General features: G+C 57.2%; 15 protein-coding genes. 11 read left to right on the top strand and 4 right to left on the bottom strand.

The genetic code is table 11. From position 1 onward, the window contains the following. The 10 genes from C7H09_RS03885 to C7H09_RS03840 all read left to right on the top strand — a co-directional run bounded on the left by C7H09_RS03885 (position 1) and on the right by C7H09_RS03840 (position 10,207). Positions 1-954, top strand: a complete 954-nt coding sequence (locus C7H09_RS03885) for a hypothetical protein (protein ID WP_106761315.1) — start codon at positions 1-3, stop codon at positions 952-954. A gap of 122 nt (positions 955-1,076) precedes the next feature. Then, positions 1,077-1,331, top strand: coding sequence for a hypothetical protein (locus tag C7H09_RS03880; RefSeq protein WP_106761314.1), 255 nt, complete (start codon positions 1,077-1,079; stop codon positions 1,329-1,331). Next, positions 1,328-2,308 carry a toprim domain-containing protein gene (locus C7H09_RS03875; RefSeq protein WP_106761313.1) on the top strand — a complete coding sequence of 327 codons (981 nt, stop codon included), beginning with the start codon at positions 1,328-1,330 and terminating at the stop codon, positions 2,306-2,308. Before C7H09_RS03880 ends, C7H09_RS03875 begins: the two co-directional genes overlap by 4 nt. Then, positions 2,305-3,852, top strand: coding sequence for a YfjI family protein (locus tag C7H09_RS03870; RefSeq protein WP_165794778.1), 1,548 nt, complete (start codon positions 2,305-2,307; stop codon positions 3,850-3,852). Before C7H09_RS03875 ends, C7H09_RS03870 begins: the two co-directional genes overlap by 4 nt. Further along, a complete protein-coding gene (locus C7H09_RS03865; protein ID WP_106761311.1) occupies positions 3,845-4,504 on the top strand; it encodes a hypothetical protein in 660 nt (219 codons plus the stop codon). The genes C7H09_RS03870 and C7H09_RS03865 overlap by 8 nt, the downstream gene beginning before the upstream one ends. Positions 4,505-4,520: 16 nt before the next feature. Then, entirely contained in the window at positions 4,521-4,754 is a 234-nt protein-coding gene (locus C7H09_RS03860; RefSeq protein WP_106761359.1) for a hypothetical protein, read from the top strand. Between the two features lie 2,552 nt (positions 4,755-7,306). Further along, positions 7,307-8,023, top strand: coding sequence for a choice-of-anchor N protein (locus tag C7H09_RS03855; RefSeq protein ID WP_106761310.1), 717 nt, complete (start codon positions 7,307-7,309; stop codon positions 8,021-8,023). 346 nt (positions 8,024-8,369) lie between these two features. After that, entirely contained in the window at positions 8,370-8,744 is a 375-nt protein-coding gene (locus C7H09_RS03850; RefSeq protein WP_106761309.1) for a DUF4398 domain-containing protein, read from the top strand. Positions 8,745-8,770: 26 nt separating this feature from the next. Further along, complete coding sequence (locus C7H09_RS03845) at positions 8,771-9,580, top strand: OmpA family protein (protein ID WP_106761308.1); 810 nt, start codon at positions 8,771-8,773, stop codon at positions 9,578-9,580. 165 nt (positions 9,581-9,745) lie between these two features. Further along, positions 9,746-10,207 (top strand): DUF2489 domain-containing protein, encoded by a 462-nt coding sequence (locus C7H09_RS03840; RefSeq protein WP_106761307.1) that lies wholly within the window; start codon positions 9,746-9,748, stop codon positions 10,205-10,207. A gap of 267 nt (positions 10,208-10,474) precedes the next feature. On the opposite strand, the gene C7H09_RS03835 is transcribed toward C7H09_RS03840, so the two are convergent. The 3 genes from C7H09_RS03835 to C7H09_RS03825 form a co-directional block, all read right to left on the bottom strand. Then, positions 10,475-11,845 carry an aminoacyl-tRNA deacylase and HDOD domain-containing protein gene (locus C7H09_RS03835; protein WP_106761306.1) on the bottom strand — a complete coding sequence of 457 codons (1,371 nt, stop codon included), beginning with the start codon at positions 11,843-11,845 and terminating at the stop codon, positions 10,475-10,477. A gap of 116 nt (positions 11,846-11,961) precedes the next feature. Then, positions 11,962-14,037: an ATP-dependent DNA helicase RecG gene (recG, locus tag C7H09_RS03830; RefSeq protein WP_106761358.1), complete on the bottom strand. Its 2,076-nt coding sequence runs from the start codon at positions 14,035-14,037 to the stop codon at positions 11,962-11,964. Between the two features lie 7 nt (positions 14,038-14,044). Further along, positions 14,045-15,001 (bottom strand): hydrogen peroxide-inducible genes activator, encoded by a 957-nt coding sequence (locus tag C7H09_RS03825; RefSeq protein WP_106761305.1) that lies wholly within the window; start codon positions 14,999-15,001, stop codon positions 14,045-14,047. Positions 15,002-15,077: 76 nt separating this feature from the next. Between C7H09_RS03825 and C7H09_RS03820 the strand changes: the two genes are divergently transcribed. Continuing rightward, positions 15,078-15,953, top strand: coding sequence for an NAD-dependent epimerase/dehydratase family protein (locus C7H09_RS03820; RefSeq protein WP_106761304.1), 876 nt, complete (start codon positions 15,078-15,080; stop codon positions 15,951-15,953). Here the strand turns inward: C7H09_RS03820 and C7H09_RS03815 are convergent. Further along, the gene (locus C7H09_RS03815; protein ID WP_106761303.1) at positions 15,946-16,332 is read right to left on the bottom strand and encodes a RidA family protein; all 387 of its coding nucleotides are present in this window, start codon (positions 16,330-16,332) and stop codon (positions 15,946-15,948) included. The two genes, C7H09_RS03820 and C7H09_RS03815, sit on opposite strands and share 8 nt — an antisense overlap. Between the last annotated feature and the right edge of the window lie 11 nt (positions 16,333-16,343).

The following is a 16,343-nucleotide window of genomic DNA, read 5'->3' as shown; positions in this document are numbered from 1 at the left end:
ATGAAGCCACTGATTCGTAAGTCTTGGTACACCCTGACGGAAACCGCCGACTACCTGGCCCGCAGCACCGAGGGCGGGCCGATTACTGTTTCTGACATCCTGCAACTTGCCATGGAAGGAACTATTACCCTTTCTGTTAAGGTGGCTGAAACTCAAGGTTCAATATGGCCGGTTGGAGAGGTTTATCCTTTTCGCCATCTGACACAAAACGAAAAAGAAGCCATGTCGAAAGCGCTGAAAAAAGACAATGCCTTAGGCGCGATCCCTCCGGCTCTTTACTTCGAAGACGAAGTTTATGGAACCGTTGAGCATCGATACGAGCCCCTTGCTGTGGGCCTATGGGATTTTTATTTGGATGAACCGGCAAAAGAATTAATCACTAGGATTTGGGGTTACTCCAAAAAAGAAGATGCACCGAATATGGAGCGTTTCCGACTACCGAAAGGAGGGGCAGCGTGGACTAAAGCTTTCATTACCCTAGTCGATGACACCCGTCTTACTGTATATCGCATACCCGCCAGACATATTTTTAACGGCAATTATCTTGCAGTAAAGCGGAGCGAACTATCTAAATTGCTTGTGGAGCCGAGTAACACCACATCCAGAACCCCGCAACAACCAAAAACCAGCCGCGCCGCCAACGAGCAACAAGACCCAGACCGCCAGCACTACCCGCCGCAGACAGGAGCCGAAGGGATAACAGAGACCGCAGAGCTGCGCCGCACACAGCGCACCCTTGCCGCCTTGGCTATCGGGCTGGCGGATAAGCACGGCACCTACTCCCACGGTAACAAGCCCAACATTAAAGCCCTGGCGGAAATCGCTACAGGCCATTTACGGGACGCCAACGGCAGAACGCCCCACGGCTTCAGCGACAGAACCGCACGGGATGCCATTACCGCAGCCCTGAAAGCCTGCCCCGACCTGCTAAACGATTCCGACAAAACGGGCTGACACCGGCCCGACTTTTGGCAACTGCCAATTACTTTTGGCAACTGCCACCCCTTGCCCGCCTAAATTGGTTTCATGCCCTCAGCCGCACAACGCGGCACTACTCAACAAACGAGGGCAAAACCATGACCGCAACCGCTAACGCCGAAACAAGCTACCAACCCGACAACCAGGGCCCAACCCTGCTGACCATCACTCAGCTATGCCAGGCAGAACCGGCAATCACCAAGGGAGGCATTCGGCACCTGCTATTCACCAAGGGCCATGACCTGCCGGGAGTCTATCGGTTTGGCCGCAAGCTGCTTTTTGACCGCGTGGAATTCATGGAGGGGATAAAGCAGGGGCACACCGCGCAAATCAGCGGGAGGGGCCAGGCATGAAAACGGCACCCGCCCCCGAAGGGGCAAGGCACCAGACCCGGAGCCAGTATAGCACCCCCGCCAGCTATGCAGACCGGCTGGACGCCATACGCGCCGCCCTGCTGGAGCACGGCATAGAACCGGCCAACCCTGACGCCCTGCTGTCCCGCCTGGCTGATGCAGAAGGCAAGCCGGTACGCTTTGGCACCGCCAGCAAGCCCCGCAGTAAAAACGGCTGGCTGATTGCCTACCATGAGCGGGGCCTGCCGTTCGCCGTAGTGGCCGGAGACTGGGCCACCGGGGCAGAAATGAAGTGGATAGCCGGGAACGTGGACGCCATGACACCGGCAGAGCGCCGGGAACTGAAACGCCGGATGGCGGAAGCCAAACGAGCCAGGGAGGAAGAGCAGGCCCGGCAGTGGGAAGCCAGAGCCGCCGCAGCCGCCCGCCGCTGGCATTCATGCAGCCCGGCAGACCCATTGCACCCGTATCTGCAAAACAAGGGCATACAGCCCCACAGAGCCCGCCAGCAAGGCCGGGAGCTTGTGTTACTGCTAACCGACTTCAGCGGCAAAGCATGGAGCCTGCAAACCATCGACGAGGCCGGGGACAAGCGGCTGATGGCTGGCGGAAAGAAGGCCGGTAATTTCATCGTCGTGAATGGCCCCGACTACCCCGCCCGCGTGCTTATCTGTGAAGGCTGGGCCACCGGCTGCACCCTGGCAGAGATAGACCCCGCCGCCCTGGTATTGGCCGCCGTGGATTGCGGCAACCTTCAAGCCGTAGCAACCGGAGCCCGCAACCGCTGGCCTGATGCTGACCTGATTGTGTGCGGAGATGATGACCGGCAGACACCAGGCAACCCCGGAGCCGCCGCTGCACGAGCCGCCGCACTGGCAGCCGGGGCACGGTTTGCCCTGCCTGAATGGCCGCCAGCCGCACCTGTTCACCTTTCCGACTTCAACGACCTGCACCAGTGGCAAAGGGGGCCGCAATGACCCAGTACCTACCGATTACCGCAACAGACCCGCGCTCCGGATTAAGCGCCCCGCTGCCAGGTATCGACACCAAGCCGCTGCCACTGGCTGAGAAAAGCGCACCACCACCCTACCCCGTGGAAGCCCTGGGGGAACTGCTGGGCAACGCGGCAAAGGCCCTGGCCTATTACGTTCAGGCGCCACTGGGCATGGCGGGACAATCCGTTCTGGCGGTAACGTCACTGGCGGTTCAAGGCCACGTGAACGTGAAAAAGGGCAACGTAGGCACCAGCCCCACAACCTTGTACTGCCTGACCATAGCCGCCAGCGGGGAGCGCAAATCTACGCTTGATGGCCGCACTGTAAAGCCAATACACGATTACCAGGCAGACCGCCGGGCAGAGCATGAAACCTTGATGGCGGAATACCGGGCAGACCTGGAAGCCCACGAACTGCGGTACAAAAGCATTATTGCTAGCTATAAGGGGAGCGGGAAGAAACCCAAGCCCTTGAGCTATGACGACCAGCAAGCCTTAGCCGCAGAGCTGGCGGAGCTGGAAAACAACCGGCCCACGCCACCGCCGCGCCCCCACATCCTGATGGAAGAACCCACGGCAGAAGGTATCTATAAACACTTGCAGGAAGGGCTGCCGATAGCTGGCCTGTTTTCGGATGAAGGCGGGGCATTCTTTAGCGGGCACGGCATGGCAGACGAGGCCAAGGGCCGCAGCATCACCATGCTTTCCCAACTATGGGACGGAAAACCAATCACCCGCACCAGGGCAGGGGCCGGGGAGTCTGGCGTACTGGCAGGCCGCCGCCTGGCTGCCCACCTGATGATACAGCCCGTTATCGCGGACAAAGTGTTAGCCGACCCGCTAATGCTGGGGCAAGGCTTTCTGGCCCGCTTTCTGGTTTGCAGTGACTATTCACTGATTGGCAGCCGGTTCTTATCAAACCGCCCAAGCGATGAAAGCGCCACCCGTGACCCTGCCGTTAACCGATTCTGGGACGCCCTGGGAGAGCTTATCCGCCAGCCCTTGCCAATGAATGACGCCGGGGAGCTGGAGCCCGAAACGCTGGAAATCACCGGGGCCGCCTTTGACGCCTGGGTAATGGTGCATGATGCGATAGAGGAACAGCTATCACCCGCTGGCGAGCTGGCAGAGGTTCAAGCCTTCGCCGCCAAAGCTGCCGATAACGCCGCCCGTATTGCTGCCATTCTGGCGTATATCGAAACCCGCGCAGAGCCAACCCCGGAGCATATCAACCGGGCCGCTGAACTGATGCAGTATTACCTGCTGACGATGATTCAGCGCACACAGGAGGCCGCACAGAACACCGCAGAGCATGAGGCCCGAGAGCTGGCGGATTGGATGCGACAAAACGGGGGAGAGCTGCACGCGGACAACTTCAACAAGCTGCCCGCTGCCTACCGCAAGGCAAGGAAAGCCCGCGCCCTGCTGGCCCTGCTAGTGGATTACGGGCACGCCCTTGTCACTGCCACAGGCCCCAACAACAAACCCCGCGCCTGGAAGCTACGGGAGGGCTCGGACAATGTTTGACCTGATGGGGGCCATACGCCGCAAACAACAAGCACAAACGCCACCCCCTGCGGAAACTGCGGATTCTGCGGAAACCGCACAGCCACGCGGGTTAGAGCTTGCGGAAATTTTGCGGAAACCTGCGGATTTTTCAGCGGGGGAAGTTTTTTCCGCAACTATCCGCAAAAATCCGCAAACCCAAAAAACGGGCAACCCCGCGCCAACACTGGGCTTCAGCGGTTCTTCCGCAAATCCGCAGAATCCGCAGACCCCTGCCGATAAGAAAGGGCAGAACCCTGACACCCTGCTATTGGAAATAGCCCAAACCCTTCAGGCCAGCCCCGCCCGTTTGCGTGGCCTGCTGGATTCTGACGACCTTCAGGACATAGCCGAAGGGGCAACCAGCCGGGCCCACCTGCTGGCGTACTTCAGGCTGATGCGTTCGGACGGGCACCCGCTGGCGGACGATACACCAGAGCCCACCAGGCAGCCCCAGAGCCGCCCCGGACACGTTGAACTGATGCAGGCATGGAAGCCTGCCCACGATGACCTGATTAACCACCTGATGGCTTGTAGCGCCTGCTACGCACCCCGCGCCCGGTACTGTACCGAAGGGGCAGACCTTCGCCGGGCATACCTTCAGGCATACGCCGCCCATGTTGAGAAATGTTGAAACGAGGCCGCAGACCATGACCAACGTAACACCGCTGCACCCTACCCCCACCTACAAGTACAAGCGAGGCGACATTACCCGCGCCCTGGCTGAAGGTTTGAAACATGAGGTCGTAGCCGCCGATATTGAACAGGTTTTGCATGATGTTCTGTTCTTCCCGGAGCACGACCCAGACGAGCAATACGGGGCGCTATGCGCCGCCAGCAACGTTATCTATAACCTGCTGTACGCCAACGGCGCCGCGCCATAACCTCAGACCATGGGGCGGTTTCTATTCGCCCCTACTTCAGAAACCCGCCAGCGATTTTCCCGACTATAAAAACCTGAGAGCAGGATAAGAGCAGGGCCAGCAATTCCAGGCACTCAGGGAATTGTACGCACTTGGTACGCAGCAAAGGTACGCGCCATGTTGACAAAAGTTGACATCGAACGCCCCCGATTTAAATGTGGTTCTCTGACACAATTGAATGATTGCAGCCACTTATAGCCCTGGAACCTGATAAAACCTGAAATCGAATCTATGCCGCCAGCACCTGACTCACGCGCAGGTAATCACCAGTTTCGTGACCAGTACGCGCGTGCAAGAGAGTAGCCGTTCCACTCGCGCAGGTAATCGCCAGAGTTTTCGGAGCCCCTAAAAGCGCCCTGGGAGGGGGTACGCTCAATTGAGGCAGGCGCGACCAAACGACCGCCCGCCCAATGCTGGAATATCGCTAACTCACCTGAGCAAGAACCTGTCAAAACCTAACATCGGCAAAACGATAATGTCGGGAAACCCGGCGTTTCTTTAGTCCCTAAAGGGAGCCGCGCATCATGTGACCCGAAGTCACCTGTTAGCAAAAGTTAACATTTCATCGGGCAAGAAAAGGTAAGTGTGCCGGGCCCTGCTGGCGGACAAAACCCGAAAGGTACTGCCGGACAACAACTCACCACGGGGGCGCGGAACCGCAGACACCGGGAGCTTTTCACCTTGCCTTGTGGTTGTTGTTGTCTGACCGCCAGCGAACGCGCCGGGCCCCCACACAAACCCGCCCGGTACGGGTATCGCGGAGCGCACTTTATGGCAAATTATCGGGGGCCTATGGCCCCACCACCGCAGACCGCAAGGCCCCGCCCTGCCTGCCTGAAGCCCTGGCGAACATGGCGAAGGGCTACCCCAATAGGGCAGAGAAAGGCAGAACACAACGCGCACCGAGTCGGGGCCGATGGGCCACCACCAGCACCGCACACAAACCCGCGCCATTACTGGATTCACTGCTGACGATGCTGCCGGTTTGCCTGTACAGAAAAGGTACTCCCAGACCGAGGGCCGCCGTGGGTAACGTGGAGCGTGAGCGCTCACCAGATACGAAACCAGACACCGCCCGGTTGTTGTTTGGTAGTCCGCCACGCTGCACGAGATCGCACCCAGACCAAAGCAACGCAGCAACCTACCCACCGGGGGCGGGTAAAATCCCTGACGCTCCCAAAGCATCGACCGCGTGCCCTAGCCAGATTTTTACGCGGGGGAAATAAGGAACTTTTTTCGAGAGGGTACGCAGCCGGATTTTGCCCGTATGAGTTCCGGACAATTCCAATAGCAGCGCCCCGCTTTTGTGGGTAAGAGTGTGGGTATTTTCAGGAAATATGAAGGGGGAACCGTGGGGGAGTAGTGGGGGAGTGACCCGCAAGAAATGACGAATTCTGACAAAAGAGCCCAAAACAGAAATTCCATAACCATCTGATTTATATGCCAATACGTTTTGCCGCGTATTGTCTGAAGTTGCTGCAATGGGCCTCATAATCCCTTGGTCGCTGGTTCGAGTCCAGCTGGGCCCACCATTTATTAAATCCCCATAATATTCTTCCCGCTTTTCCCGGCCTTCACCGGAACACAAAACACCCCGTAAAGCCCGTCCTTTACTCCGAAACGAGCGAAGCCCACGACAAGGCCAATCCGTTCCTTTTCTACGACACACCCTGTCGCTCCACTGTGCTATCCAGTAAGTTTCAGAGTTTGCCCCGCTTTGTAGTGGCATAGTGAATCTGGCGACCAAAAACTTAACATCTGCAAATACAGGAATAGTCATAGCTTCAGTTTGGTTGGACATCGGATTGTCCACCCCACCATGACAAGGAACGTGCAATGACACTCGATGCCACACAACGATACGTAACTGCTGATTTTAACAACGCTCCCCGTCTGGCCCTCGCTGACCTGATGGGGCTCAAGCACTACCGGGATCAGATCGGAGCTGCCCCCGGAAACGTTTACGAACAGACTAAATGGAATAGCCGTTGTACGGCACCTGACCGCTTCAGACAGAACCCACGTCCTTCGGTCAGCCCATCAACACGTCTCCAGCGGCCCCTTGCTTGCCAAACGGGTTAACCAGGTCGCGGATCAGAGTGTGCAACAGCGGGTATACACTAAACCCCGTCGCAAGAAGCGGCTTGGAAAGAAATGGAATTGTCCGCCGCAATAACGTTCGTTCTGGACGGTACGAACGCTCTTCTCGTACAGAACCCTGGCTCTTGAGAAGTGTTTCAACTCCCGAACTTTGCGCCTGATCGCTGCGAAAAGCGACTGCGTACTGCAAGATATCTAACGAAGCTTCCCTCTACTCCCCTCAAGTACTAATGCAATTACAGCCCAGAAGTCGTCAATTTTTTTACACCTCAAGAGAAACAGATGTCGCCACAGCCGACATATCCATTGATCTGAAAGCCTTTTTACATCTTGGCCGCGTTCTTGCTCATAAAATATAAACCCGAGACGGTGTATTAATCGGGGTTCTGCACTACTTTGCGAGGGCTATTGCCATGGCCATTAAAATCCTAGCCGCAATCACCACAGGAATGCTAATTGCCCAATCGGCAGTTGCACTACCCATTCTGCAACTGGATATTGACGGTGGAACATACCTGGGTGGCTCGGAAGAAAGTACAGTAACTGACACTTCCTCATTCTCCCTCTGGGCATTGGGCAAGACGTCCGAGATTGACCTTTCGGTCGATTACTATCTGTCTGTCGCCCTGCTGCCAGCAACAACAGACCACGTGACAGACATCGCTAACTTCGGCGAGGTTATGATTAACGGCACGAAACTGTCCAGCTTTGCCAGCACATTCGAATACGGCCAGCCGCCTATTGAAAGTATTGACGGTGAACTGGCCCCTCATGGAGTTTTTGATACCATTTATTATGAACTGGCATTTAAGTTCGATACCCTCGGGAATGTTTCCGCCTATAACGTAGCGGACGACTCAGCGGCCCCCGGGGAGTTGTACCGAGAGATCTTCGATATCGACGCATCGGCGCTCAACACAGGCTATGGACTGCATTTTGACCTGTACACATACGGAGATAGTAAGGGCGATAAGATAAGAGTCACTGACTTTGCGCCTTTTTCTCATGACGCAGCCTATTGCATTGGACTTGATTGCGAGCCTCACGAAGTAACAGAGCCATCAACCCTCGCTCTTCTGGGCCTTGGCCTGATAAGCATTCTGGGCATAAGACGCCGCAGCAGTACCTAGCAGCACTTACCTCCACCAGAAAACTATCCTTCCCATACCAGGGCCCCGGAAACGGAGCCCTGGTGTTTTAATGATGTCATTCTACTAAATCATGAAAACAACACCTTACAAGAAGTAAGCACCAGTTAGCCCGACCTTTCGCAGACACACAAGGATCCTAAAACTGGTCATATTGCCAATGCGTCATGGTCTTACCCGAGTTGCCTGCTACGCTTCAAATGATACGGGCTCGGCACACAGCGGCCTGCAGGCCGTTAGTCATCTGCATTCTGCCGGTCCCGATGGGGTTGAGATGTGTAGCCCCGCGTTACTATCACGCATGTATACCGCTGAAAGGAGATCGTGCATGAACAAGCATAATCCTAAGTTATACACCGCAGGAGTCACCGCCATAGCGCTTGCTATGAGTGGCTGCGCCAGTAAGGGTGAGCGACCCGACTCGGCTCTTCAGGCGGCCGAGAATTCGATTCAGCAAGCTGTTGCGGCCGACGCCCGGGATATGGAGCCAATCCTGCTCAACGATGCCCGCAACAAGGTAGCCGATGCAAAGGACTTGATGGAGCGGGAAAAATATTACGCCGCCGAACGCCTTCTAGAGCAAGCCACCGTGGATGCGCAGTTAGCCGCTGCCCGCGCTGAAACTGCCAAGGCACAGCGAGCTGTAGAAGAGATCAACCGTAATATTGAGTCGCTACGCAAACAAATTAACTCTGTTCAGTAATTGCCTTTTCCAGACAGGAGACTGTTATGAATAAACAACAGATTGCATTGGGAATGGCGGTTGGCTTGTCGATGTTGGTGGCCGGTTGTGCCTCCACACCGCCCGAGAATGCGAAAGTAGCTGAAGCCCGTGCGGCTTACCAGAAAATCGAAAACGATCCTGAAGTGGCACGTAGCGGGGATCGCCAGCTACGCAGTGCCAGAGACCAGCTGAATCGTGCGGAATCCCTGCTGAAAGACGGCGAAGACACCGTGCGCATTGAGCACGCTGCCTACCTGGCCAATCGTCACGCCGAGATAGCCAGTCAGCAGGCGCAACGCGCCAGACTGCAACAACAAATTGATTCGGCAGAAGAACGGCGGCGCCAACTGATGCTGGAACAGCGCGAAAGCGAGGCCGAAAAAGCCCGGAGAGAAGCTGAAATGCTACGCCAAAGAATGGAGGAGCTGCAGGCTGAGCGTACTGACCGTGGCATGGTGCTCACCCTGGGCGACGTGCTTTTTGACCTTGGCAAGGCAGATCTGAAAACCTCGGGGCAACAAACCGTGGCCCGCCTGGCGCAGTTCATGAAGGAGTATGAGGATCGTCGGGTGCGGGTAGAGGGTTATACTGACAGCACCGGAGAAGCCTCTTACAACCAGACTCTTTCCGAGCGCAGAGCGCTGGCTGTTCAGGATGCACTGATCGCTCAGGGCATAGAGCGCCGCCGTGTCGAAATCCGCGGCTTTGGCGAGCAATACCCCGTAGCCAGCAATGACACAGCGGCCGGTCGCCAGCAGAACCGCCGCGTGGAAATCGTTATTTCCGACAAGGACGGAAATATCGACTCCCGGTAACCCCCCACTGCAGCTCTGACCGCCTGCCCTGTCCCGGCCAGCCTTCCGGCTGGCCGATTGCCTACTGGCTACAGTCATCCATGACAAGCACCCGGCTGCAAAGTCTGGCACACTACGGCACATCTGATATTCCAGAAACAACACAACAGAACCGGGAGACTTAACATGCCCAGAGGGCTGCAACTGGCATTCATTGCCATCGGCTTGGTAATCATTGGTGCCCTGCTGTTTTACATCTGGCGCCAATCAAAGCTACTGAACCAACAGCGCCTGGCTCAGAAGAAGACCGAGGAGTTCCAGGCGCAGCGCCGGGACAAGATGGTTGAGAGCATCCGCATCATTGCGCTGGCCGTCGAAGAAAAGCAGGTTGAATATTCCGAAGCCTGCCTTCGTCTGAAAGGCCTCCTGGATTACGTAGACCCATCACTACTGAACAAGGCTCCTTTCGAGGTGTTCCAAACGGTACACGACAAGATCCAACATATGCCGACCCACGAAGCGAGGAAGAACACCGACAGCCGCACGATCAGGAAGTTGGACAAGGAACGGCTGGCCGTTGAGCAGACTCACGCCACTGAAATACGAGAAGCCGCATCGGCTCTGAAACATCACCGGTTTGACGACTGACGGGTGAATGTTACTGGCGAAATGTACGAAGCCGAAAAGAATATCACAAAGTAAATCAATAGCTTTGCAGAAAGATGAGCCGGAAGAACTGTTGTTGTGAAATTTTGCCGGGAAATGCTCTTTCTTTTTTTCGAAGATTGTCTAAATTTACTTCAGGAGCCTACACATTAACCAACAGCGTGTGAGCTCCTTCGTTGTTTCTCCTGAACAGTCTGGACGACTCTGCAACAAGCGGGTGAGCTTGCCAGCCCAACGGGCTGGCTCTTTTTATTTGGCCGGGTTCATCATACCGGCCATCACCATGATGTCGTCCTTGCGCGCAACCAGCTCGTCGAACTGCTCCTCCACGGATGCGCGCTCCAACCCCAGCTCATCATAGATAGGCTGGGGTACCTCCCCGCCAGCACCGAGGGCAATACCACGCTCCGTCAAGAGCTGGCGCCCCAGCCATAGTAAACGGGCATACACGCTGTGCGTTCCGCCGTAAGCCGCATTCTTCTGGTAGCGAATCGCCAGGGTGACTTCGTCAGGCATCCCCCAGTTTTCCATCAACTGGGCCGCTATCTGCTCCCGGGTTACACCCAGCAGGTAATGCTCAATCACACTGGAGTCGATATGAGGGTTTACCTCCAGCGAACGACACACCAGCCGGAAGTGCGGAGGAAACACCTGGGCCAGAACCAGGTGGCCAAAGTTGTGCAACAGACCACCGAGGTAGGCCAGACCAAACATCGGCCGCTGGCCCCGGGGCATCATGCTGGCCAGAATACCGGCGGATTGAGCCTGCCAGATGGCCTGCTGCCAATAATCAACGTAACCTTCCGGGTGGTCTTTCGGATGGGTAAGCGCCCGCCCCAGCGATAAACCCATGGCCAGGTTCATCACCAGATCAAACCCCAACACCCGCGACACCGCATCATGAACGGATCGAACCTGCCCGGCGGCTGCATAAAATGAAGACGATGCCCAGCTGACCACCTGGGCTGCCAGGCTGGGGTCACTCTCGACAATATCGACAAGATCCCCCATCACGGCATTGGGGTTTACCCGCAGATGAATGATCCGCTGCGCGGTTTCTGGCAGGGGTGGCAATTCCAGGGTATCTTCAAGCCTCTGCTGGATTCTCCGGCCTGTAAATTTGCTGATGGCCGAGTGCAGTTGCTCGCGATCTGTTGACTGATCGTTCAGATTCACCGGTATCAGCGCGCCATCCACAGCAAAATCATGGCGCTCGGCCTTGGCGGTAAGCTGCCGGAAATCCTCGCCAGGCATCACGATACCCAGCTTTTCATCGGCCAGTTCCAGAGCAATGGCTTCCAGCTGGTCGACCCGCTGATCCACCACCGTCGGCCAACCGGTCAGCGAGGGCAGAGCTGGCAGTTCCTGAAGCCCGGCCTTCTGGCGCACCCGCACCTGTTCGCGCCTCTGCATCATGCGAAGATCCCGGCCCAACCGTTTATTCAGGGCATCAAGATCCAGCATGTCGTCACGGCGACAGATCGCCTGCAAATTCCCTTCGCCATCGCTGAGGAGCGTCATCCGCAACAGATGCGAGGCATCAATCTGGTTGATACCGCGAAAAGACACGCCCGGAGCGTTGTCACCAAGGGCCTGTTGTACCACAACAGGAAGTTCCATAGTCTTCTCCAGACTTTTTGTTAAACGTCTACACCACTACATTCTGCAGTGATTCACCTGCCATGAACATAGCATAGAGCGGCAAAGTTGATATGGCCCCATATACCAAAACGCGATCAGACTTCCCCATAGCGAATATTTTCACCTAACCAGCGTTTGATCAGGGCATTCACCCGGCGGGGCTCTTTCATCAACCGGGGCGCCAGTTCACGCACCGGGGCTATCCAGCCTTTATCCCGTTCGAATTCCGCCAACCGGAACTGCATCAAACCGGTCTGCCGGGTGCCAAGCACTTCACCCGGGCCGCGAATTTCCAGATCCTTCTCGGCAATAAAAAATCCGTCCTGGCTATCCCTGAGCGCCTGCAAGCGGGCCTTGCCGTTTTGAGACAGCGGCGGGTGATACATCAACACGCAGAAGCTCGCCTGCTCGCCACGGCCAACCCGCCCCCGCAACTGGTGAAGTTGCGCCAGGCCCAGCCGCTCCGGGTTTTCAATAATGATCAATGAAGCATTCGGCACATCCACGCCCACTTCAATCACCGTGGTCGCAACCAGAAGATCGAGTTCGCCGTCTTTAAAACGATCCATCATCCCGGCTTTTTCCTGGGCTTTCAGGCGCCCGTGCACCAGGCCAACCGCGAGTTCGGGCAAACGCTCTGCCAACTCCTTGGCGGTCACCTCCGCCGCCTGGCATTGCAAGGCTTCCGATTCCTCAATCAGAGTACACACCCAATAGGCCTGACGGCCCTCCCGGCAGGCCGCGCGCACACGCTCGATGATATCTTCCCGGCGGAACTCCGGCAGCACGATGGTTTCAATGGGCTTACGCCCCGGAGGCAATTCATCAATAACGGAGGTATCCAGGTCGGCGTAGGCGCTCATGGCCAGGGTTCGGGGAATGGGGGTGGCGGTCATAATCAACTGGTGGGGCGCCAGGGTGCCACCCACGCCCTTTTCCCGCAGTGCCAGCCGCTGATGCACCCCGAACCGGTGCTGCTCGTCCACAATCACCAGCGCCAGACGGTCGAACACCACGTCGTTCTGAAACAGAGCATGGGTACCAATCGCAATGCTGGCACTACCATCGGCGACCGCCGCCAGCGCCGCTTGCCGGGCCTTGCCTTTCACTTTCCCCGACAACCAGGCAAGCTGAACGCCCAAGGGTTCCAGCCAGCTCCGGAAATTCTGATAATGCTGCTCTGCCAGTATTTCGGTGGGCGCCATCAGGGCCACCTGGGTGCCCGCGCTGATGGCTTGCAGGGCCGCCATCGCCGCCACCACGGTTTTGCCAGAGCCTACGTCGCCCTGCACCAGGCGAAGCATTGGCAGCGGCTGGCTGAGATCCTGGCGAATGTCTTCAAACACGTGCTTTTGGGCGCCGGTAAGCTGAAATGGAAGCTGCTCCAAAAACTGACGGGACAGTTCACCCGTAGGCAACAGGGGCAAGGCTGCCCGGGCCTGAATCTGCTGTCGTACCTGCAACAGACTGAGCTGGTGAGCGAGCAATTCCTCCATCACCAGTCGCTGCTGGGCCGGGTGCTGCCCGGCCATTAACAAATGCACCGGCGCTCCGGCGGGTGGTGCATGCACCAGCTTTACCGCCTCGCTGATAGCGGGTAGCTGGTAATCTGCCAGCATATCCTCGGGTAACCAGTCGGTAATCGGGTAACGGTCGAGATAACCGAGCGCCTGCTGGCACAGTGCTCGTAGCCGGGGTTGCTGGATACCCTCGGTAAGCGGATAGACCGGTGTCAATGCCGCCTGATCGGGTGCGGGCATAGCCGGAGGGTTGACCTGATATTCGGGATGGTAGAACTCGTAGCCGGCCCGACCCGGGCGGACTTCGCCAAAACACCTTACCCGGGCGCCTTCGGCCAGCTGGTTCTTTTGAGCCGCATTAAAATGAAAAAACCTCAGCACCAGAAAGCCGGTGTCATCCCGCAGGGTAACTTGCAGGCTGCGGCGGCGGCCCATAATCAGGTCGGCTTTCATAACCTCCCCTTCCACCACCGCAACGTCTCCGATTCGAAGGCTCCCCATAGGAATAATACGGGTACGGTCTTCATACCGGTGAGGCAGGTGAAAAAGCAGATCCTGAATCGACTGAATGCCGAGTCTGACCAGTTTTTCGGCCAGGGCATTACCCACGCCTTTAAGTTGGGTAACCGGGATGTCGTCCAGTGACATCATCATCGGCTCAGGCGCTGGCCGTTGCCGGGGTTTCGGTATGCGCCTTCTCCATCACCCGACACTGGCTGGCCGCAAGTGACAGAACATCAATGGCCTTGGGCCGGGGGAAGGTCACCCGCCAGGCCAATGCCACGGTGCGGAAGGGCACCGGCGGAGCGAACGGGCGCACCGCCAGAATGTCCTCGTGATACTTCATGGCAGTCGCCGCAGACAACGGCAGCACCGTAATACCCAATCCCGAAGCCACCATATGCCGGATGGTTTCCAGCGAACTGCCTTCCGTCACCAGTTCCGGCTTGCCGTTGTCCGCCCGTTTGGTGATCGCCTCGACCAGCGGCGGGCAGGATTCCAGAACCTGATCCCGGAAGCAATGCCCCGGCCCCAGCAACAGCAATTGCTCGGTGGCCATCTCCTCGGCGGTGATCTGCTCTTTTTCAGCCAGAGGGTGCGCGGCGGGCAGCAGCACCACAAAGGGCTCGTCATACAGTGGCAGGGTCACCACCTCGGGCTCTTCGAATGGCAGTGCGATGATGATCGCGTCCAGTTCCGAATGCCGGAGTTTCTGGCGCAGATTGGCGGTGTAGTTCTCTTCGATATAGAGCGGCATCTCTGGTGCCGCCCGGCGCAGTTCCGGTAACAGGTGCGGAAACAGATAGGGCCCGATGGTGTAGATGGCGCCCACTTTCAAGGGCGAGTTCAGCTGGTTTTTGCCATCCTGGGCCATATCCTTGATGACACCTACCTGATCCAGCACCCGTTGGGCCTGTTCGATGATGCGCTCGCCCACCTCAGTCACCCGAATGCTGCTTTTACTGCGCTCGAACAACGGAATACCCAGTTCGTCTTCGAGTTTTTTGACCGCCACACTAAGCGTTGGCTGACTGACATGGCAACGCTCGGCGGCGCGGCCAAAATGCCTTTCCCGGGCGAGTGTAACAACGTATCGTAACTCGGTAAGGGTCATGGAAAGCTCCGGTCGGCGTGTACGGGTCGAAGTTGCATGTACTTTATCAACGAAAGCATAAGGATTGAAATTGTCTATGGCAATGACAGACGGCAATCATAAAGCACAAATTCTGGTGGCTGGCTGCGGCAAGCTGGGTGGCGACATTGCCACCGCGCTTCTGAACCACGGGCAGGTGTTTGGGCTGCGCCGAAATCCGCAGAGGGTGCCGGCAGGCATCCGGGGTATTGGTGCCGACCTGTCAGACCCGGCATCTCTTGCGGGCAATCTGCCCCCGGCCCTGGATATCGTAATCTATTGCCTGACACCTTCAAGCTACGACGAACAGGGTTATCATCAGGCCTATGTGACTGGCCTTAAGAATCTGCTTGCAGCCATCGGCGAGCGCCCGCTGAAACGGCTGATCTTTATCAGCAGCACCAGTGTGTATGCCCAGGATGACGACAGCTGGGTAGACGAAACAAGCCCGGCAACACCGGCCCGCTCTACCGGCCAGCAGATCCGGCAGGGCGAGATTACGGCTCTGGAAAGTGGCCAGCCTGCCACCATTGTCCGGCTCAGCGGCATCTATGGCCCTACCCGGCAACGGTTTCTGGAAGAAGTGGTTGAAGGCCGTATGAATCCCCAGCCGCCCGCGCCTTACAGCAACCGCATTCACGAGCAAGATGCCGCTCACGCGGTGGCCTGGCTGGCGGGCAAAGCATTAGATGGCGAGGCTCTGGAGCCGGTATACCTGGCCACCGATTGCGAACCAGTAAGGCTGGATGAGGTAGTCGACTGGGTAAGGCAGCAGATACCGTGCAAAGCGCCGGTGGAAGGTGCTAGGAAAGGTGGCCGGGCGGGCAGCAAGCGCTGCAGTAACAAACAGCTGTTAGACAGCGGATTCCGCTTCCGGTACCCCGACTATCGTGCGGGATACCGGGAGATGATCAACCAGTTGTCGCTCAGCTGAGCACCATAACCGCTTCCATTTCCACCGGAACCCCTTTCGGCAGTGCCGCTACACCCACGGCGGCACGGGCCGGATAGGGCTGCTGGAAATAGGTGGCCATGATTTCGTTTACGGTGGCGAAATTGGCAAGATCGGTCATGTAGATATTCAGTTTGACGATGTCCTTGAGTTCACCGCCAGCCGCTTCGCAAACCGCTTTCAGGTTTTCGAACACCTGGCGGGTTTGGGCGGCAAAGTCGCCAGCAACCACTTCCATGGTTTCCGGGTCCAGCGGAATCTGGCCAGACAGATACACCGTGTCACCCGCTTTGACAGCCTGTGAATAGGTGCCAATAGCCTGGGGCGCATTGTCGGTCTGGATAACAGATTTGTTGGTCATAATCCGAAACT

The sequence above is a fragment of the Marinobacter fuscus genome, from assembly GCF_003007675.1.
In the GTDB taxonomy this organism is placed as follows: domain Bacteria; phylum Pseudomonadota; class Gammaproteobacteria; order Pseudomonadales; family Oleiphilaceae; genus Marinobacter; species Marinobacter fuscus.
Note: the sequence above shows the minus strand (reverse complement) of the source record. Positions and strands in the feature narration are given on the sequence as shown.